At 28.1% G+C, this 21298-nt stretch carries 21 protein-coding genes and 1 pseudogene; 13 read left to right on the top strand and 9 right to left on the bottom strand.

From position 1 onward, the window contains the following. The first annotated feature begins 35 nt into the window (after positions 1-35). The 6 genes and pseudogenes from OW729_RS04275 to OW729_RS04250 all read left to right on the top strand — a co-directional run bounded on the left by OW729_RS04275 (position 36) and on the right by OW729_RS04250 (position 3628). Positions 36-413 carry a helix-turn-helix domain-containing protein gene (locus tag OW729_RS04275; RefSeq protein ID WP_268060220.1) on the top strand — a complete coding sequence of 126 codons (378 nt, stop codon included), beginning with the start codon at positions 36-38 and terminating at the stop codon, positions 411-413. A 15-nt stretch (positions 414-428) separates the two neighbouring features. After that, positions 429-578, top strand: coding sequence for a hypothetical protein (locus OW729_RS04270; RefSeq protein ID WP_268060218.1), 150 nt, complete (start codon positions 429-431; stop codon positions 576-578). Then, positions 520-2115 (top strand): recombinase family protein, encoded by a 1596-nt coding sequence (locus OW729_RS04265; RefSeq protein WP_268060216.1) that lies wholly within the window; start codon positions 520-522, stop codon positions 2113-2115. Before OW729_RS04270 ends, OW729_RS04265 begins: the two co-directional genes overlap by 59 nt. Positions 2116-2157: 42 nt before the next feature. Then, a pseudogene (locus OW729_RS04260) lies at positions 2158-2343 on the top strand (spermidine/putrescine ABC transporter ATP-binding protein); the annotation flags it as partial. Beyond that, on the top strand, positions 2336-3142 hold the full coding sequence (locus OW729_RS04255) for an ABC transporter permease (protein WP_268060215.1): 807 nt from the start codon (positions 2336-2338) through the stop codon (positions 3140-3142). The pseudogene OW729_RS04260 and the gene OW729_RS04255, both read left to right, overlap by 8 nt. Before the next feature lie 138 nt (positions 3143-3280). Next, positions 3281-3628, top strand: a complete 348-nt coding sequence (locus tag OW729_RS04250; RefSeq protein ID WP_268060214.1) for a tetratricopeptide repeat protein — start codon at positions 3281-3283, stop codon at positions 3626-3628. Positions 3629-3645: 17 nt separating this feature from the next. Here OW729_RS04250 and OW729_RS04245 read toward each other — a convergent pair whose 3' ends face one another. The 6 genes from OW729_RS04245 to OW729_RS04220 all read right to left on the bottom strand — a co-directional run bounded on the left by OW729_RS04245 (position 3646) and on the right by OW729_RS04220 (position 10537). Then, on the bottom strand, positions 3646-5010 hold the full coding sequence (locus OW729_RS04245; RefSeq protein ID WP_268060212.1) for a sensor histidine kinase: 1365 nt from the start codon (positions 5008-5010) through the stop codon (positions 3646-3648). A gap of 39 nt (positions 5011-5049) precedes the next feature. After that, entirely contained in the window at positions 5050-6204 is a 1155-nt protein-coding gene (locus tag OW729_RS04240) for a transglutaminase-like domain-containing protein (protein WP_268060211.1), read from the bottom strand. Between the two features lie 26 nt (positions 6205-6230). Further along, positions 6231-7076 carry a recombination regulator RecX gene (recX, locus tag OW729_RS04235; RefSeq protein ID WP_268060210.1) on the bottom strand — a complete coding sequence of 282 codons (846 nt, stop codon included), beginning with the start codon at positions 7074-7076 and terminating at the stop codon, positions 6231-6233. Beyond that, positions 7076-8329 carry a M16 family metallopeptidase gene (locus OW729_RS04230; RefSeq protein ID WP_268060209.1) on the bottom strand — a complete coding sequence of 418 codons (1254 nt, stop codon included), beginning with the start codon at positions 8327-8329 and terminating at the stop codon, positions 7076-7078. The genes recX and OW729_RS04230 overlap by 1 nt, the downstream gene beginning before the upstream one ends. A gap of 173 nt (positions 8330-8502) precedes the next feature. Further along, a complete protein-coding gene (locus OW729_RS04225) occupies positions 8503-10080 on the bottom strand; it encodes a glycoside hydrolase family 57 protein (protein ID WP_268060208.1) in 1578 nt (525 codons plus the stop codon). A 37-nt stretch (positions 10081-10117) separates the two neighbouring features. Next, positions 10118-10537: a DUF4912 domain-containing protein gene (locus OW729_RS04220; RefSeq protein ID WP_268060207.1), complete on the bottom strand. Its 420-nt coding sequence runs from the start codon at positions 10535-10537 to the stop codon at positions 10118-10120. A gap of 174 nt (positions 10538-10711) precedes the next feature. Between OW729_RS04220 and OW729_RS04215 the strand changes: the two genes are divergently transcribed. Continuing rightward, entirely contained in the window at positions 10712-11440 is a 729-nt protein-coding gene (locus tag OW729_RS04215; RefSeq protein WP_268060206.1) for a L,D-transpeptidase family protein, read from the top strand. Positions 11441-11443: 3 nt separating this feature from the next. Here OW729_RS04215 and cobO read toward each other — a convergent pair whose 3' ends face one another. The 3 genes from cobO to OW729_RS04200 all read right to left on the bottom strand — a co-directional run bounded on the left by cobO (position 11444) and on the right by OW729_RS04200 (position 13887). Beyond that, positions 11444-11962, bottom strand: coding sequence for a cob(I)yrinic acid a,c-diamide adenosyltransferase (gene cobO / locus OW729_RS04210; RefSeq protein WP_268060204.1), 519 nt, complete (start codon positions 11960-11962; stop codon positions 11444-11446). Between the two features lie 133 nt (positions 11963-12095). Continuing rightward, complete coding sequence (locus OW729_RS04205; RefSeq protein ID WP_268060203.1) at positions 12096-13193, bottom strand: AI-2E family transporter; 1098 nt, start codon at positions 13191-13193, stop codon at positions 12096-12098. Positions 13194-13317: 124 nt separating this feature from the next. Then, positions 13318-13887 carry a tRNA (mnm(5)s(2)U34)-methyltransferase gene (locus tag OW729_RS04200; protein ID WP_268060202.1) on the bottom strand — a complete coding sequence of 190 codons (570 nt, stop codon included), beginning with the start codon at positions 13885-13887 and terminating at the stop codon, positions 13318-13320. A 193-nt stretch (positions 13888-14080) separates the two neighbouring features. Between OW729_RS04200 and OW729_RS04195 the strand changes: the two genes are divergently transcribed. The 6 genes from OW729_RS04195 (at position 14081) to OW729_RS04165 (ending at position 21174) form a co-directional block, all read left to right on the top strand. Further along, the gene (locus OW729_RS04195; RefSeq protein WP_268060200.1) at positions 14081-14767 is read left to right on the top strand and encodes a response regulator transcription factor; all 687 of its coding nucleotides are present in this window, start codon (positions 14081-14083) and stop codon (positions 14765-14767) included. Further along, a complete protein-coding gene (locus OW729_RS04190; protein ID WP_268060198.1) occupies positions 14764-16194 on the top strand; it encodes a HAMP domain-containing sensor histidine kinase in 1431 nt (476 codons plus the stop codon). The genes OW729_RS04195 and OW729_RS04190 overlap by 4 nt, the downstream gene beginning before the upstream one ends. Before the next feature lie 120 nt (positions 16195-16314). Further along, on the top strand, positions 16315-16845 hold the full coding sequence (gene pssA / locus OW729_RS04185; protein ID WP_268060197.1) for a CDP-diacylglycerol--serine O-phosphatidyltransferase: 531 nt from the start codon (positions 16315-16317) through the stop codon (positions 16843-16845). 188 nt (positions 16846-17033) lie between these two features. After that, positions 17034-17522 (top strand): NADH-quinone oxidoreductase subunit NuoE, encoded by a 489-nt coding sequence (gene nuoE, locus OW729_RS04180; protein ID WP_268060196.1) that lies wholly within the window; start codon positions 17034-17036, stop codon positions 17520-17522. 3 nt (positions 17523-17525) lie between these two features. Next, entirely contained in the window at positions 17526-19421 is a 1896-nt protein-coding gene (locus tag OW729_RS04170) for an NADH-quinone oxidoreductase subunit NuoF (RefSeq protein WP_326498353.1), read from the top strand. A 19-nt stretch (positions 19422-19440) separates the two neighbouring features. After that, positions 19441-21174: an NADH-dependent [FeFe] hydrogenase, group A6 gene (locus OW729_RS04165; RefSeq protein ID WP_268060195.1), complete on the top strand. Its 1734-nt coding sequence runs from the start codon at positions 19441-19443 to the stop codon at positions 21172-21174. Positions 21175-21298: the final 124 nt, after the last annotated feature.

Raw genomic sequence — 21298 nt, 5'->3', positions numbered from 1 at the left:
TGGATATAAAAAAATGTTAGGAGTTGTAGAAAATAATGAGTATACAAGGTATAGGAGAAAGAATTAAATCAAGAAGAAAAAACTTAAGGCTAACATTAAGAGAATTAGGTGCAGAATGTGGCGTGTCAGCTACTTTTCTTAGTGATATTGAGACAGGAAAAAGCTTACCAAGCATGGAAAGAACTGCTCAAATAGCAAAAGCTTTAAAAGTGCCTATTAGTTGGCTATTGGGGGAACAACAGCTTGAAAATGCTGACGATGTAATAGTAAATTCTTTTAGAGAAAACGGGATGTTGTATGAGATATTTCTTGACAAGCATGTTTTTCCAAATGGATTGACATACGAACAAATGTGCGATAAAATTAAGACACTAGAAAAAATGGAAAAATTACTAAACAAAAACGATGATTAACATGGAGGGATTTTAATGGAAAATGGTGTTCTGCTAGTAAAAATTAACGGAAAGATTGTTTACTTTAACATTGAAGAAATAGAAAAAATGGAGGAAGGAATTAAAAGTGGACAAGATAAGAATAGCGATTTACAGCAGAAAGTCACGACTACGCGAGGGGAGTGAATCTATAGAAAATCAAATACAAATATGTAAAGATCATATTCAAAAGATTTATAATAATAAAAATTATGATATATGTGTATTTGAAGATGAAGGGTTCACAGGTGGCAACATAAAAAGACCTCAATTTCAAAAATTAATTAAAAATATTAAGAAAAATAAATTTGATGTGCTAATATGCTATAGATTAGACAGAATCAGTAGAAATATTGCAGACTTTTCAGACATAATCGAACTTTTACAAGCATATAATGTAGATTTTATTAGTATAAGAGAACAATTCGACACAAGTACGCCTATGGGACGTGCAATGATGTATATAGCTTCTGTGTTTGCCCAGCTTGAGCGTGAGACTATAGCAGAAAGAGTTAAAGATAATATGCTAGAACTTGCTAAGATGGGTCGGTGGCTAGGCGGACAAACTCCATATGGTTACAACACAAAAGGTTCAAAGGAAAATATAAGATTAATCGAAAATGAAAAAGAGTTAAAAATAGTAAAACAACTATTTGAACAATATATTAAATTAGGCAGTTTGTCAAAGTTACAAGGCTGGACTATTAAAGAAAAAATCAAAAGCAGAAAAAATAAAATATTTGATATGTCTAGTCTAAAAAAAATATTAACTAATCCCGTTTATGTTATAGCGGATGAAGTTTTTTATAAGTTTGCTAGTAATAATAAAATGAATATTTGTAACACTTTAGAGGAATTTAGAATAAACAAAAGTAAAGGTTTACTATGCTTTAACAGGACTGACCAGAAGTTTAGTAAAAACAAATTAAAAGAACTAAAAGAATGGATAGTGTGTATAGGAACTCATAAAGGTATAATAAATACACAAATATGGCTTTTAACACAAGATATGATTAAAGATAATGCCAAACTATCTCCACGCACTAATACGTCTAGAATAGCATTATTAAGCACCGTATTAAGGTGTAAAGATTGTGGATCAACTTTTAGAATAGTCGGGAAATATGTAGATGGAAAACTTACTCATCACTATTACAAATGTAAAACAAAAGAAAAAAGTCGTACAACACTCTGCAATGTTAAAAATGTAAATGGCTTAGAAGCTGAGAAAATGGTGTTAGAATACATCAAAAGTTTTAATATAGACGAATATACTGCTAAAAATGAATATGCAAAACATAAAGATGAATTAGAAGAAAATACAATAGATAAAATAATTAATATAGAAAATGATATACATAAGAAAAAAGATGATATAGAAAAATTAACAGAAAAGTTAATAGATACAGAAAACAGTACAGCTAGTAAATACATAATAGATAAGATTGAAAAAATAGACTTAGAAATACAAAACTTAGAAAAAGAACTTGAACAACTACAAGAAAACAAAGAAGAAGAAAACGAAAATAAAATTAACTATGAACTATTAAGAAAAGAAATGCAGTACGCTAAAGAGAATATAGAACATCTTGAATTTGAACAACAAAAACGATTAATAAAGAATTTAATAGAATACGTTTTATGGGATGGAGAAACGCTATCTATAAAACCTAGACTAATATAAAAAGAGTGGAATATACGCCACTCTTTTAGTTGTTTTTTGTAAGACATAGCAGAGGCCATATCTATGTCTAATAGAGTACTGGTTTTATCAAAACGTCCAGCGGTAATAAAAAAGGAAGTACCACTAACCTTTAATGGAGAATATAACTCCCCATTAAAATGTAGAGAAGCTCCTGAATTTAGACTATATTTTAATACAATTTGGGAGGAGTTAGATATGAATGATTAAAAACAGTTTAGAACATGAAAATTTTATAAAAAAAATAAAAAAAGAAAAGGAAAAAGTTATAATTACTAGATTACTTATTCTTGTAGCGTTCTTTGTTTTTTGGGAGGTAGCTGGCGATACAGGTCTAATAGACCCATTTCTTACTAGTACTCCCTCACGAATGTGGAAAAGCTTTTTAAAAATATATAGTGAAGGAACCCTATTTAGGCATATCATCATAACCTGTGTTGAAACCATATTAGGATTTTTACTAGGTACAATATTAGGAACTATAATAGCCATACTTTTGTGGTGGTCTGATTTTGCCTCAAAGGTACTTGATCCCTATCTTGTTGTTCTAAACGCATTGCCAAAAGTAGCTTTAGCACCTATTATAATCTTTTGGGTTGGTAATGGTATAGGAGCTATAATTATAATTGCACTTTTAATATCTATAGTTGTAACAATAATAAATATTCTTAATGGTTTTAAAGAAGTTGATGAAGATAAAATTAAACTTTTAACAACCTTTGGATCTAGTAAAAGGCAAATTTTAAGTTATCTTATAATCCCAGCTTCTATACCTACAATAATATCAGCTTTAAAAATAAATGTAGGTCTTTCATGGGTAGGGGTTATAATGGGAGAATTTCTAGTCGCAAAAGAGGGTCTTGGCTTCTTAATTATATTTGGTGGTCAAGTATCTGAACTAGATATGGTTATGATGAGTATTATAATACTATCTATTTTAGCTTTTCTAATGTATGCCTTAGTTGCTTATCTGGAAAAACACTTAATTAAGCATACTTCTCATAATTGACAACTCAGCCCCATAATTCACTTTAATTATGAATTATGGGGTAAATTATTTTTTTTAGTTATTACTTGATTATAAATTGAATATTTTTAATATAATCAGACAATAATCTAAATAATTTAGTAATTTGGAGGTTTATACATGGGTTACTTTGAAAGAGCAAATAATTTATATAATGATAAAGAATATAAAAAAGCTATAGATATCTATAAAAAAGCTATTGCTATTAAAGAAAATGAAACTGCATCTTTATATAATACTGCTGTATGCTTTATTAAATTACAGGATTATACTAATGCTATTCCTCTTTTAAAAGAAGCTTTAAAAAATAAAATTGACAGTAGATACTTTTTTAATTTAGGCTACTGTTATGCTATGTTAAAAAACACTAAAAAAGCCTTAATATACTTTAACACAGCTTGGGCTTTAGATAATAATGATTACGAATGTGAAAAAGCTATAAACTTAATAATTAAAAACCTTAAATAAAATTGAATAAATCAATTTTATTTAAGGTTTTCATTAAGTGTTTTTCTATAGTATTCCTCTTTTAACTGAAATTCAATTAAAAATTCAGTTTCTTTTGAAGAACTTATTAAAGATATGTTACCTCCATTTTTTCTAACAAGATTCCTAACAATATATAAACCAAAACCATGATCTTTTTTCTGGTTCTTTTTAGTAGAGAAACCTTTTTCAAATATTTTTTTTGCTGATTCATTAGGAATCATTGGCCCATTGTTGGCTATGCATAAATAATACTTATTATCTTCAACATATCCATATGTAGATACTATCTTTTTTCCCTCATGGTTTCCTTGATTAAATGCTTGAAATGCATTATCCAAAATATTGCTTATAATACCTACCAAGTCATTATCTTCAACTCTTACCACTTCTAAAGATTCATCAAATTCAACATCTAAGTAGATATCATTTTCTAAAGCATAGTTACTTTTCATAGCAATTAACCCATCTATATAATTGTTTCCAGTATCAAAAAACTTATATGATGATTCCAAATTATTTGTAGTTCTTTGCAAATACTCTTTTATATGTTCAAGCGTATTTGGCTTGTTTAGTACACACATAGCATAAATTGTATTTATATGGTTCGCAAAATCATGCTTTTCTCTTCTTATAATATCTATTATACTTTCAAGGTTATTAGCATACTCTTTTTTTAGTTCAAACTTATTCCTTATTTTATTTAAATCTATTCTCTTTTTATAATCTACAATTCCTATAATAACAAAAAACATAAACATAAAAATTAAAATAACCTGATATAACACAATATTTACTTTGTTACTAATAATAATGTTCATACTTGAAATATAAACTAACATAATAGCAATACCAAGGATCCAATAAGAAGTTATAGTATCCTCTTCATCTCTTGAATTTAATTTTATAAAACTTATATTGACTTTATAAATAATTGCTAAAACTACTAATCTTACAAAATTCAATACTATAGAAAAAATAATATCTGCTTTAATATTATTTAATAATAATATACTATTTTCTCCAACACACATAGAAAAAATAGAGATACAGACTAATTCAATACTCAATATGTATATTATTGATATTAATACAGCTATAACAGAATGTTTTAACAATGTAGAAGTCAATATAGATAATACTATTATTAAAGACCCAATTATTGCAATAGTATGCTCACCTTTAGGAAAACTAATAAATGCCCATGAAGCAAAAACGGCATGCATTATTACAAATAATAACATTCTTCCTTTATGTTTCTTTAAATAATATTCTTTTTGAACAATCTTTAAGTACATTAATAGAATCGGTATAGCTTCTAAAAATGAAACAAAAATTTTACTTGCAAATCTCTCTATCACCATATTGTTCTCCTAAACTTAATCTTTATTTTAATATTAAATTTATCCAGCTATTTTTCTGTCTTTATGGTCAAGCTTAAAAATAGAACTATCAAAATAATTTCCACCCTTATAGAAAGTTGTATCCACGTTTATCCATTTATTTTCTTCACTTATATACACTTCATTCCAAGCATGACTTACCCAATTGGATCCATTAAATCCTTCCCCTGTTACAATCCTTACTTTTATGTTATTCGCCTTGCACATAGCTGAATAAAGACACGAATAGTCGAAACAAATCCCTTTTTTTGTATTAAAAGTATTTATAGCTCCTGATTTTATAGTAAAATCATTATCTAATATCTTGTCCACCTTATCATAATCATACTCTATATTTTGACCTATCCAATTATATATAATTTTTGCCTTTTCCTTTGATGTTTTCTTATTTTTAACAAGTTCTCTACTAAAACTATCTATTTCTTCATTTGATTTTATACCTTCAGACAAAGTTATACCATTATAATAAACTATAGTTTTTCCAGACTCATTTCCAGGTTGATCTTCTGAATTCTTTATAACTATTTTAAAAGAGTCATTTATTACATTAGGAATTTTTTTGGCAAGCTTAGAATTTGTTATGGGATTTATAATATTTTTGCATATATTACCATACAATTTTGACTCATTAAGCTTCTTGTTATATGTGTCATTAACACCTATTATAACAAGTACATTCAAAACTAAGGCTAAAAGAATTACATAACACACTCCCTTGGGAAGTTGAAATAATAAACCTATAATTCTTTTAACAAATCCACTTTTTCCTTTTAATAGGTCTTCTATACTATCCAATAATGGATATAAAGTTATACTGTTTATAAGATCGATTATTATTTGAACAACCTTATAAATTAAAAATATTATAATAGGCATAACTAAAACATAAATCAAAAGCGGTTTGCTTTCTAGTGCAGAAATAATCTGCTCTGGAATATTGTTATATATTTTAGCGTATACTCCATCTTGATGAATCATAAATATTTTTTTAGTAAGATAAGTCCCCAAAATCACCCCTATTATAAAAGAAATATATCCTCCAATCTCTTCTATATCACTCTTCATATTTTTAGAAGAAAATTTAAATAGGAATCCTTTTAATAATGGATATAAAAATACTAGTATTAAAGCTGCATCTACTGGATTTTTATTCATACAATCACCTCCTTTATCATAAACCTTTAGTCTTCCATAAGTTCATTAAGTACTCTTTTTATTTCTTCCCATTTATATCCTCTTCTAAGTAGATACTGCCCTAATTTTCTATAGATTTTAACACTATCTTTCTCAGATTTTATTATTATATTATATCTTTTCATTGCAATATTCTTTAATTCCTCTATATCATCTATATTATCTTTTGGCATCATTTCTTTTTTCTGTAATTTAGTTACTTCGTGAAGCTGAATAATCTTTCTTAAAACACTATTTATTATACTATAATCATACCCTCTAGATAAAAGGTAATTTGATATTTTATTATAAATTTTTTTATCATCCTCTTCACTTTTTATAATAACATAATACTTCTTTTCTCCTAATTTTTCAGCAATTTCTAATTGAGAATCATATGTTACTTTATCTAAAACTTCCTTTATTATTTCCTCGGGAATGCCTTTTTTTATGAGCATATATTCTATTTTGTTTTTTCCACAAGACTTAATTTTTTCTCTTATAAACATCTCTGTGTATCTTATATCATCTACAAAACCATATTCCTTTAAAAATTCCATAACTCTAGAAGAAGTTTTACTATTATACTCCAACTTAGTAAGTTTTGCAAAAACTTCACTTTCTGTTTTATAACTTTTTTCTATTAGTCTTAAAGCAGAATTTTTAGCTTTTATATAATTATCTTCTTCTATTATATCCTTTAATACATCTATATCTATTTCTCTACCTTTCTCAAGGCTGTGATAATAAATCAACTCTGTACTACATGCAAAAGCGAATTCTTCATTTAAAAATACATTTACTCTGTTTTTATCTTTTTTTTGCATTTCTATTTTAGTTATAACTTTTTTCATTATTCATCACTCTTTTCAGATAGTAAAACGTGTATAGTCGGATTGTTAAACACTTTTCTTGCAACTTCATATATATGCTTACTCTCCAATTTCTCCATATCCTTCATGTCATCAATGAATTCATATATATCTTTTTTATCTATAATTTGATGCAGTATATAGTCACTTATCTGAGTAGAATCCTCTAATGTACTTGCCACTGCTGTTTTTAATACCTTTTTCATGAGCATTACACTTTTTTCATCTATGACTATTTTTTCATCTTTTATATCTTCTATGGATTTATTTATGGTATCTATTGCTTCACTAACATCTTCATCATTAACTCCTGTATATATAGTAAGGATCTTAACATGCTTATCTAAATCCATTTCAGAATAAATATCATATGCTAAACCCTTTTCTTCTCTTAATCTTCTAAAAAGTACTGAATTAGCACTTTCTCCAAACTTATAATTAAGAATTCTAAGAGCTAATTCCTCCTCTTTATTTAAATTATGAAAAGTGTATAAATATAGTATAGTACTTTGTTCTATATCCTGCTTATATGAAACCTTTTTAATAGGTATATTATTTTCTACTATCACTTTTTCTCTTTTAAACTCTTTATTCTTCCAATCTTTAAAATACTTTTCTATTAATTTATATGCTTCCTCATGAGAATAAGCCGAAACTAAAGTTATACAAGCATTATTAGGTACATAATAAGTATTATAAAAATTCATTAAATCTTCCCTTTTGAATCTCTTCACAGTATTCTTAGTCCCTATAGTTTCAATTCTAATTGAACTCTTTTTAAATGCACACTCCATAACCTTTTTATAACTATAGTCTTCTACATCATCTTTGCTTGTCCTTATTTCTGCTAAAATCACGCCTCTTTCTTTTTCGATTTCTTCTTTTGGGAAAATTGCATTTTGAATCATATCACTTACTAACTCTATTGAAGATTCTAATTCCTCTTTTAAAACAGTCATACTATAAACAGTACAATCATAATCTGTATAAGCATTATATTCTCCTGCTCTTTGCTCTAACTCTTCATTTAACTTTTCATTTGTTCTATTTTTTGTTCCTTTAAACAGCATATGTTCTACAAAATGAGAAATACCTTTTTCACTAACTTTTTCATACATAGAACCTATTTCTATACCCACATTTAAAGCAGCCAATTCAGTATCTTTCTTTATTGTCACAACAGTTAAGCCATTAGCCAACCTATGCTTCTTTAAATCAAAAATATTTTTATTCATAAACTCTCCTTTTCAATTTGAACTCTAGTATATCCTAACAATTCCCCATAATATAAACATACTCCTCTATAAAGTATTATAAATTATAACATAAAAAATAAAAAGTCATTAACATATTAAAAAGTCTCTGCAAATTTAAAGTTTCCAGAGACTTTTTATGAATTTTTAAATAATCATTTATAGATTTTATAGTCTATAGAAGGAAATATATTGTCTAATTTCTCTATTCTTGAAAGCCACTCATTATCTATCTTATTTTTAGTTATGTCTGAGTAAAGCTTTCTAAATCTTTCTACATGAGTATTAACTCTTCTTATTGCATACTCTACAGTAGTATTATTTTTAATTATAAAAGGCCAATCAGAAGATTCCGCTAACATGAGCTCCCTTGCGGCTTGATTTAAAGCTCTTCTTTTAATAATACGTGGTTTTTTATATTGATTTGCAAGCTTTATCATTAGCCGTTCACATTCATGTAATCTTCTATATATCCAATGATTTGATTGATTTAACCATACAGAATAATCACTATTTTCTCCCCAACTAGACGCGGCTGGAGTACAGCACTGAATAATTGAATTCTTATTTATATACTCTGATGGAGTGATTAATTTAAAATCATTAGCTTGTTTACTTGCTTGTCTCATAAATTCTTCTATAAAATCTGGTCCTTCAAACCACCAATGACCAAATAATTCAGTATCATAAGGACATACTATTATAGGAGGAACCTCCATGTCTTTACTAATTAAATTTATTGAATCATTTCTTCCTTTAGAAAAATGTTCTCCATGCTCCTTTGCCTTATTTAAAGCCTCTTCTCTATTATAATATTCTTTATGCTCTGTATTACCTGTTATTCTATAATATTTAACACCTGTGTCAACTCTTATGCCTGATCTATTTATATAAGGAGCTATATATTCCATAGGAGCGTCATATCCTAAATCCCTATAAAATTCCCTGTAGTTTACATCTCCAGGGTACCCCATATAGCTACTCCAAACCTGCTTTGAAGAGTCCATATCCCTTCCCAAAGCACATATTCCATTAGAAGTGCATATCGGTGCATAAGTTCCATATAAAGGCTTAGGAGAAGCATTCAAAATTCCTTTGTCTTCTAAAATAAAATATTTTAATCCATTCTCTTTTAGTATATCATCAAGTTCACTACAATAAGCACACTCTGGAAGCCATATTCCTTCGGGTTTATGACCCATACATTCTGTATAAGATTCAACTCCTTCAGATATTTGAGCTCGTACAGCTTCCGGGTTTACTGTTAACAAAGGAAGCAGTGCATGCGTTGCAGAACAAGTTATAATTTCAAGATGACCACTCTTATCAAATTTCTTAAATGCATTCATTAATCTACAGCTGTATTTTTTATATGTACTTAAAGTCTTTTTAAATCTTTTATTATAAAAAACAGCAACTTTATTTAACTCTTTTTCTCTTTTTGTTCTCATTAATTCTTTTTCTGAAAGTTCTATGCATGATTTTATGTAAGTAAGATATCTTTTATTTAAGTAATCATCTTCAAGCATAGCCATAAGCGGTGGCGTTATCGACATTGTAATTTTAAAATCTATTTTATCTCTGAGCAGATTATCATAAACATTTATAAGAGGTATATAACATTCATTTATTGCTTCAAAAAACCACCTTTCCTCAAGTGCATCTTCCACCTCAGGATGCCTTACATACGGTAGATGACTATGAAGAATTAATGAAACATATCCCTTTTCCATTTTTCTTCCCCCTTTTTATTGCAATATATAATTGTTCTTAAAGAAAATAATTATAAATCTTAGTTGAAGTTTTCCATAAACTTGTATCAAGATAAAGAACTTGAGTATTTTCTGACTCCTTTCCTCTTGGAGTTTTTACAACATTAGAAACTGCTAAAGTAATCTCATCCTTACTCTCTAAAATCCTTCCAATCTCAACTTTTACACTTATGTCATCTTTGTTTAAATTTATATACCAATTATCAGCAAAAGGATCTAAATAAATAGTGCTAATTTCTTTTTCTGTATTATCACAAATTTCATATACCTTTAAAATAGGTTTTGAAGTTTCCCATGAATTTTTGCCATATATATCTTCAATACTTCTTATATCTACATCAGAAATATTATAATAGCAAAAAACTGTATAAGGATTTTGCACCATTAAAACTATTGATGATTTATCATAAAAACTCATAAAGACTCTCTCCCCATAAAAATAATTTAGTTCTATTATACCTTATTATGGAATTTATGTCATTATTTAATTTTAACCTTTTACTTAAGAATTAATAGATTTATAAACATTTATCCTATTATCAATCTAAAGTGCATAATATAATATATATATCAATATTCCGGGAGTATTTGTGTGGGTAAAAAATTTATTAAATCTAATTTCTTAAAACTTCTATTTATATTAGTATTCATACTTATAATGGAATTTATATTAATATTTACAGCCTATAAAAAAAATAGTATTAATACAGGTTTTTTTAAAATTAAAAATTACAATTCTAAAAAAACTATAGTAATACTAATAGACATTTGTGAAAATACTTTAAATGTATTTCAAAATGGAAATATAATTAAATCTTATACTATTGCTAGTGGGAAACCATCTACTCCCTCCCCTATAGGAACTTGGGTTATAACTAATAGAGGAACTTGGGGAGATGGCTTTGGAGGAAGATGGATGGGTCTTAATGTTCCTTGGGGAAAATACGGTATACATGGTACAACCCACCCTAACTCTATAGGGTGGGCTTCTTCTCATGGATGTATTAGGATGCGAAATAAAGATGTAGAAGATTTATATAAAATAACCCCTATTGGTACAAAAGTAATTATCTGGGGTGGTAATTATGGAAATTTTGGTTCCTATCTTAGACCTATAAAACCTGGAATGATAGGCTCTGATGTATATCAAATCCAAAAAATCCTTAGAGATAAAGGTTATTATAAAGCGGCTCCTGATGGCATTTATGGAGAATATCTAAAAAATGTAGTTCATAAATTTGAAAAAGATAATAATCTTCCAATTAGTGATACAATAGGATATAATTTCTACAAAAAACTAGGTGTAGAGCTTATGGATTAAGCTCTACTTTTCTATACCTATTCTTGCTTCAACACCTTTTTTATAATAATGTTTTATCTCTCTCATTTCTGTCACCAGATCTGCCTTATTTATTAGTTTTTGAGGTGCATATCTTCCTGTAATAACAACTTCTATATTATCTTTTCTTTTCTCTAAAATATCTATAATTTCTTCTACACTAAACAGGTTATAATACAATGCAATATTGAGTTCATCCAATACAACTATATCATACTCCCCTTTAGCTAAGACTTCCTTAATCTCTAAAATACCTTTTCTCGCTATTTCTACATCCTTCTGTGACGGACTGCTACATATAAATTTTTCTGCACCATATTGTTTCATTATAAAATTAGGTAAATATTTTGTAGCATCAAGCTCACTATATTTCATTCCTTTTAAAAATTGTCCAAAAAAAACTTTTTTTCCAGAGCATACAGCTCTTAAAGCTAATCCAAGTGCAGCTGTTGTTTTACCTTTTCCATTCCCTGTATAAATATGGATATACCCTCTATTTTCCACACTCTCACCTTCTTACACTACTAAATTATTAACAGTTAATACCTGTCTCTAATCGATAATTTTATAAAAACACATCTCTTTAACACTTAATACTTTGTAATTACTCTTTACTTCTAACATACTATACAATAGTCTAGTCTAACTGATCTATTCTATCACCATATTTCATCATAAATTTATCAACATATATTTTTATAACCGCCATACTAGGTGCTGCCAAAAACATACCTAAAACACCAAATAAACTTCCACCTAATGTTATAGCTAAAATCATTAAAAATGGACTTAATCCAACCTTATTTCCTATTAATTTAGGATCTAAATACCATGCATCAAATTGTTGAAGCAAAAATAAAAATATTAAAATTTTTACAGCCACAATAGGATTAAAAAATAAATTTATTATAAATGCTGTTATCATACCTACAAATGGTCCAAAATAAGGTATCATATTTGTAACCCCAACAACTATGGTTATTATTATGGTATAAGGAGACTTTAAAATTGTTATTCCAATAAAGCAAATAATTGCTATGATAAATGAATCTATTGCTTTTGTTCCTATACAAGTTCCAATCATCTCATGTACATGTCCAAAAAAATCTATAATCATGTCACCTTTTCTTTTCTTTAGAACTACATATATAAATTTTCTTATATTTTTTATAAACAATTCTTTATCATAAAGTACATAAATAGATATTATTAACCCAAATAATATATTAACCAAAGAAACAGTAATAGATATTGTTTTCATAAAAATTGTATTTAAAGTAATACTAACAATATTGGTCATTTTAGGAATGAGTGAGGCAAACTCATTTAAAAATTTTACTTTTACTTTATTTAAAATATCTACATTTGCCGTTAAATCATTTACCCAATTTTGTGTTTTATAAGTAAGCTGTGGCAAGCTTTCTATTAAATCAGCCAAATTCGATACTGCTTTTGGTACTAGTCCCATTACTAAAAAGAATATAATGCTAATTATTAAAGAATAAGTAATTAGCATACTCACTGCTCTTTTCAGCTTAAATTTTCTCTCTAAAAAAGACATAAGTGGATTTAAAATATAAGCTATTAAAAAAGCATATATAAATGGAGTTAATATGGATATAATTCCCCCTATTCCACCTAAAATGGATTCATAATTATCTACTATCTTTATAAAGATAAATGCTGTAACTATCGCAATCACTAAGTTTATGTAATCTTTCCTTTTATTAAACAATATGTATCCTCCTTGTGATTTTTTGATTTAAAGGTATCTTTAAGCTTTCAAACTATCATTGAATATTTTTCTTAATATAACTTAACTATAAAATATTTTCATTTTACATTTTAATAGTATACAGTTATCTTTTCTCAATAGCAATTAAAATAGGCGGATTGTTTATCTGATTAACAAAAGATAATTCAATTACATTAAAATCTTTTTGACCTAAATTTTTAATATAATCCTCTATTAAGATTTTTTCTTTTTTTCCTTCTTCATGCCCATGATATATTATTAAAATAACAACTCCATTTTTTCTTAAAATATTAAGTGATTTTTCTATTGCTACCAAAGTTGTATTTGCTTTAGTTGTAACTTTTTTATCTTTACCAGGAAGATATCCTAGATTAAACATAACAAGTTGAACTTCTTCTTTTACATATCTGTCTATATTTTCGTGTCCATCTTTAATAAGTTGAACTTGCTTATCCAAATTTTGTTTTATAATCTTTTCTTTAGTATTTTCTAAAGCGTCTTTTTGAATATCAAAAGCATAAACTTTGCCATTCTCTCCTACAAGTTTGGCTAAAAAAACTGTATCATTTCCATTACCCATAGTGGCGTCTACTACAATATCTCCTTTCATAACTTTTTTAATACATAGTTCCTTACCTAAGTTTAATGCATTTGTTAAATAGTTCTTCTCCATATCCATAAGCCTTCCTTTCAAATTCACCTTATCCAATATCTAACCATGTTGTTAAATAATTAATTCGATATATAATATTAATCTAGCTATAATACATTAGCTTAATTGAATTCAACTTTACTTAATAATATTTTTACTATATCATAAAAGTAACCATTAAACTTATACAAATTTATTTAGGCAGGTGATTTTAATGAATATTTTAATTGCAGAAGATGAACAAGATATAAGGGAACTTTTAGAACTTCATTTAAGCAAAGAAGGTTATACTATATACCAAGCTGAGAATGGTATCGAAGCTTTGAAAATTTTTGAAAATGAACATATAGATTTAGCTTTGCTTGATGTTATGATGCCTTACATAGATGGCTTTAAAGTATTGAAGAAGATAAGATCTTCAAGCGAAATTCCAGTTATTTTTCTTACAGCTAGAGTAGAAGATACTGATAAAATTTTGGGACTAGGCTTAGGTGCGGATGATTATATAGTAAAGCCTTTTAGTCCCATTGAAGTAATAGCAAGGGTTGCTGCTCAACTCAGACGATATTATAAATATACTAATGGTCATATAAATTCTACCCTTACTCTAGGCGATTTAAAACTTGACAAAGAAAGTTTCACCTTATATAAAAATGATAAAGTAGTGGATTTAAATCCAAAAGAATATAAAATTTTGGAATTACTGATGGAGAATCCAGGAAAGGTATATACAAAAAAACAATTGTATGAAGCTGTTTGGCAAGACCCCTACTATGGCGACGATAATACTATAATGGTTCATATAAGTCATTTAAGAGACAAAATAGAAGATGTTCCAAAATCTCCAAGACACCTTAAAACAGTACGCGGCATAGGATATAAACTGGAGAATACGAAATGATAAGAAAAAAAAATAAGAGAAGAAAAAGAAAAATTGCAAACCTGTTATTAAGAAATTATGTTTTCCTTTATTTTTTAATGACTTTTATACTTGTAGTATGTCTAATAATTATTATGTATGTTACTAGTATTTCAATAAAAAATATAGATCAAGCAAGAATAGTAGCTACTCATCTTATGAAAGATGACTATAAAACTATAGATGTTTCAAAAATATTAGATGTTAATGGGTTTATTGAAATAATCGATAAAAACTTAAATGTTATATATAAACAGGGAAATACTCCTGACAATAAAAAAAAGTATACTAGAAAAGATTACCATGAAATGATTCTATCTCACCAAGATGCTTTTGAATATGAAGATGACTATATATATAGCTTTGCTTATAATAAAAATAAGGAATTCTTATTGGTAGTAGGTATTCCTAGCAAAAACCTACAATCTCTATATACTAAAGATTCTAAATTGAAGCCAAACATTATATTAAAATCAATATTGTTTTTTTATATGATAACTCTTGTCCTTGGAATACTACTTTACTCTAGATTAACTTCGAAAAACTTCGTAACTCCTCTTAAAATAATATTAAATGGTGTAAAAAGAATTACAGATGGAGATTACTCAACTAGAATTTCTCTAAAATCTGAAAATGAATTTGGAGAATTAAGTGAAGCTTTTAACTTAATGGCGGCTAAAATCGAAGAGGAAACTAATTTGAAAGAGAAATCAGAAAAAAACAGAAGAAAACTAATCATGGATATATCTCACGATTTAAAAAATCCACTTGCCAGTGTCATTGGGTACTCTGATTTATTAATTAAAAATCCTAGTATTGATGAAAAAGAAAAAATTAAATATTTATCAGTCATTGAAAATAATAGTATAAGGGCTAATGATTTAATCAAAGATTTATTCGAATATTCTAAGCTAGAAAGTACTGACTTTAGCATATCACCCAAAGAAGGTGATATATGTGAGTTTTTAAGAGAATTAATAGCTGCTTATATACCTCAAATGGAAGGGAAAAATATACATTATGATTTTGATATACCTGAAGAAGGAATTATAATATCATTTGATCATAAAAACTTAGATAGAGCTATAAGTAACCTTATACTAAATAGTATAAAATATAATCCTTCAGGAACAACATTAAAAATAAAGATAGAAAACATGCAATATAAACTTAATATAATCTTTGAAGATAATGGGATAGGTATACCAAAAGAACTTGTTAAAGACATATTTGAACCTTTTGTAAGAGTAGATTCATCAAGAAATTCTAAGAGTGGAGGCACTGGTTTAGGACTTGCTATAACAAAAACAATAATAGAAAAGCATGGGGGAATTATTCATCTTGATACAGATAAAGATAAGGGCTGTAAATTCACTATTGTTTTAAATAAGAATATTTTTAGTTTATAAATATTCTTATTTATTCAATATTTAACTAAAATTTAAGAAGTATTTAAGATTTCCATAAGGACTATATAAGATATATTTGATACCATATAATAAAGTCATTAAATTTTGGAGTGATACACTATGTTAAAAGTAAAAAATGCTATACCAAATATATTTACTTTAGGTAATTTATCTTTTGGAATTTTATCATTGATTATGAGTTTTCAAGAGAATTATAGACTAGCATGCTATTTTATAATAATTTCAGCTATTATGGATAGATATGATGGAAGATTAGCACGACACTTTAACGTCTCTAGTGATCTTGGTAAAGAACTAGATTCTTTAGCTGATCTTATATCCTTTGGAGTTGCACCTTCTATATTAGTATTTAATGTTAATAACTTTAGTAACCTTGGACTTTCAGGATATTTATTAGCTTTAATTTTCCCTATTGCAGGAGCTTATAGATTAGCTAGATTTAATATTACTGATTTTGATGGTTCATTTTCAGGAATTCCTATAACTCTTGGTGGTATGCTTTTATCTTTATATACTTTATTAACTTTAAATAATGCAGCAAATAGTCCAAGCCATAATCAAATACCTGTTTTACTTTTATTAATTACTTCTTATCTTATGGTATGTAAGAAAAAATTTAAAAAACTATAAATTTAAAAGCAAAGACTATAGTCGTAATATGACTATAGTCTTTTTTATTTATATTATTTTTTACTTATAATTCTTTCATTTCTTTTTCTAAAAATAAAAAAAGAAAACTATAAATTTAAAATCATAATAATATCTTGCTTTATTGCTAAAAATAGTTTTAATAAATCTATTAAAAGGAGGTATATATTGTGTGCTCAAACAAAATAAAGGAAGATAAGTTTAAAAAATTAGAGCAATTCATAGATAAAATCCCTAATGATCAAAGTTCTCTAATAGAAGCTCTTCATGAAGCTCAACATATTTTTGGATACCTTCCAGATGATGTACAAAGTTATATAGCTTATAGATTAAATGTACCTGTCACTAAAGTATACGGAGTAGTAACTTTCTACTCTTATTTTACAACAAAACCTAGAGGAAAATATGTAATAAATATATGTATGGGAACAGCATGTTTCGTGAAAGGTGCAAATTTAATTTTAGAAGAATTTGAAAAAGAGTTAGATATAAAGGCTGGTGAAACTACTGAAGATGGTAACTTTACTATTGAAGTTTTAAGATGTGTTGGTGCTTGCGGCCTTGCTCCTGTAGTTACAGTAAATGATAAAGTTTATGGACATTTTAAAAAAGAAGATGTAAAAAAAGTAATTGAATCTTATTCAGAAAAGGAGGTTTAAAACTTGAGTAAAATTAAATCCTTTGAAGAACTACAAGAAAAATATGAAGAATTTAAACAATTATTAAATCTAAGACATTTATCTCACGAAGATGAAGTTTTAGTTGAAAATAAAAAATGCAAAAGAGAGATTCTAGTTTGTGGAGGAACAGGATGTAAAGCTTCTAATAGCTACGAAATTATTGATTCTTTAGAAAATGAAATTAAAAATCATGGGTTATCCGATATGACAACTGTTCATATAACTGGATGCTTTGGTTTCTGTGAAAAAGGTCCTATAGTAAAAATACTACCTGATAATGTTTTTTATGTTCAAGTTAAACCAGAAGATGTAAAAGAAATTGTTGAATCTCATTTAGTAGAAGGAAAAATTGTTGAAAAACTATTATATGAAGAGCCTACTTTAAAAGATAAAGTAAAGCGCCAAGATGAAATGTCTTTTTATAAGAAACAGTATAGAATTGCCCTTAGAAACTGTGGATTGATAAATCCTGAAGATATCAAAGAGGCTATAGCTGCTCAAGGCTATTTAGCACTAGGTAAAGTATTGTCTTCTATGAATCAAGATGAAGTAATTAAATTAATAAGTGATTCAGGATTAAGAGGAAGAGGCGGTGGTGGATTCCCCACAGGCAAGAAATGGCACTTTGCAAAGCAGAATAAAGATGATCAAAAATTTATAGTATGTAATGCAGATGAAGGGGATCCAGGTGCTTTCATGGATCGTTCTATCTTAGAAGGAGATCCTCATAGTGTACTTGAAGCTATGGCAATTTCCGGCTATGCCATAGGCGCTTCTAAAGGCTTTATATATATAAGGGCAGAATATCCTTTAGCAATAAATAGGCTTAAAATAGCTATAAAACAAGCTCATGAATATGGTCTACTTGGTGATAATATATTAGGATCAAAATTTAATTTTGATATAGAACTAAAATATGGTGCAGGTGCCTTCGTTTGCGGAGAAGAAACTGCTTTAATTCACTCTATAGAAGGATACCGTGGCGAGCCCTCTAATAAACCTCCATTCCCAGCAGAACATGGTTTATGGGATAAACCGACAAGTGTAAATAATGTAGAAACTTTTGCAAATATCCCACCAATAATAAATAACGGTGTAGAGTGGTTTACTTCTATTGGTACAGAAACTTCTAAAGGAACAAAAGTTTTTGCTTTAGCAGGCAAAATTAATAATGTAGGTCTTGTAGAAGTACCTATGGGAACTACTCTAAGAGAAATTATCTTTGATATAGGAGGAGGAATAAGAGGTAATCGTAAATTTAAAGCTGTTCAGACTGGTGGTCCTTCTGGTGGTTGTATTCCTTACTCCTTATTAGATACTCCTATCGATTATGAATCATTGAATTCTGTAGGATCTATGATGGGATCAGGTGGAATGATAGTAATGGATGAGGATAATTGTATGGTAGACATTGCAAAATTCTATTTAGAATTCACTTTAGACGAATCTTGTGGTAAATGCACTCCATGTAGAATAGGAAATACTCGTTTATATGAAATATTAGATAGGATAACTGAAGGCAAAGGAACTGAACAAGACTTAACAAATTTAAAAGAACTTGGAGAAATAATAAAGGATACTTCCTTATGCGGTCTTGGTCAAACATCTCCCAATCCTATATTAAGCACTATGAACTACTTTATGGATGAATATGAAGCTCACGTAAAGGATAAAACTTGTCCTGCTGGAACTTGTAAAAATCTATTAAGATTTGAAATAACAGATAAATGTGTTGGCTGCACAAGATGTGCAAAAGAATGTCCTGTAACTTGTATCATAGGAGAAGTTAGAAAAAAACATGTTATTGATCAAGAAAGATGTATCAAATGTGGCACTTGTTACGAAGTTTGTCCTGTTGATGCAATAATAAAAAAATAGTACAAAAGAGGTGAAAGTTTTGAGTTTAGTAACTTTAACTATAAATGGTAGAAAAGTTCAAGTAGATGAAGGAACTTCTATCCTTAAAGCTGCCGAAAAGCTTAATATACACATTCCTACTTTATGTCATTTTAAACTTCATGATGATAGAACAATCAATGATCCTGGCTCTTGCAGAGTTTGTGTAGTTGAAGTAGAAGGTAAAAAAAATCTTGCTCCAGCTTGCTCTACTCCAGTAGTAGAAGGAATGGTAGTTAAAACTAATTCCATTAGAGCTATAAAAGCGCGAAGAACCGTAGTTGAGCTTTTTCTTTCAGCTCATCCAGAAGAATGTTTGTTATGTGAAAAAAACATGCATTGTGAACTTCAATCTCTAGCTGCCGAATTAGGAATTCGTGAAATAAGATATGAAGGTAAAAAACCTGATTATGAAACTGATAATTCTAGCTATTCTATTATAAGAAATATGAATAAATGCATATTGTGCAGGCGTTGTGAAACTATGTGTAATGATGTGCAAAAATGTAATGTATTATCTGCTATAAATAGAGGATTTAATACAGTTATTGCACCTTCATTTAATGATCCTATGGCTGAAACAAATTGCACTTTCTGTGGCCAATGTGTAGCTGTTTGTCCTACTGCAGCTCTAACAGAAGTTAATTTCATACCTAATGCTTGGGATGCAATAAATGATCCAGACAAAATTGTAGTAGTAGAAACTGCTCCTGCTATAAGAGCAGCATTAGGAGAAGAGTTTGATCTAGAACCTGGTACTTTAGTCACTGGTAAAATGGTATCTGCTCTTAGAGAATTAGGCTTTGATTATATATTTGACACTAACTTTGGTGCTGATTTAACTATAATGGAGGAAGCTGCTGAATTTGTACATAGGCTAGAACATAATGGAAGACTACCTATGTTAACAAGTTGTTGTCCTGCATGGATAAACTTACTTGAACATCGTTTTTCAGATTTATTAGATATTCCTTCCACTTGTAAATCACCACAGCAAATGTTTGGAACTATAGCTAAAACTTATTTTGCAGAAAAAATTAATGTTCCTCCTGAAAAAATAGTTGTAGTTTCTATTATGCCATGTCTAGCTAAAAAGTATGAAGCTGCAAGAGATGAAATGCAAAGAGATGGTATAAGAGATGTAGATATTGTACTAAGTACTAGAGAAATCGCTAAAATGATTAAAGAAGCGGGAATTGATTTTAATTCTTTAGAAGATGATAGTTTCGATAATCCACTTGGAGAATCTACAGGAGCTGCTGATATTTTCGGTGCTTCTGGTGGAGTAATGGAGGCTGCTGTGCGTACTGCTTATGAATGGATTACTAAAAAATCCGGGCCTCCTTTAGAATTTAAATCTGTAAGAGGCTATGAAGGGGTTAAAGAAGCTTCTTTAACAATAAATGGTACCGAGGTAAAAGTAGCTGTAACAAATGGCCTTGGCAATGCTTCTAATCTTCTTGAATTAATAAGGGAAGGTAAAGCAAACTATCATCTTATTGAAATAATGGCCTGTCCTGGAGGATGTATAGGTGGCGGAGGTCAGCCATATATTCATGGAGATACTTCTATACTAAAGAAGAGAATTGAGGCATTATATAAGGAAGATGAAAACAAACAATATAGAAAATCTCATGAAAATCCATCAATTCAAAAATTATACAAAGAATTTTTAGATAAACCTTACAGTAAAAAAGCTCATGAACTTCTTCACACTTATTATGTAAAAAAATAAACATTTTTTAACCTAAAATAGATATATCTTTGATAAATATAAAGTAAATTAAAATAAGCCTAATGATATAGTTTATATCATTAGGCACTTATTTTAATATCTAATCTTTAGTCACTAATCTCTA

Origin of the sequence: Clostridium brassicae (assembly GCF_026738875.1) — a bacterium.
Lineage (GTDB): Bacteria > Bacillota > Clostridia > Clostridiales > Clostridiaceae > Clostridium_H > Clostridium_H brassicae.
Note: the sequence above shows the minus strand (reverse complement) of the source record. Positions and strands in the feature narration are given on the sequence as shown.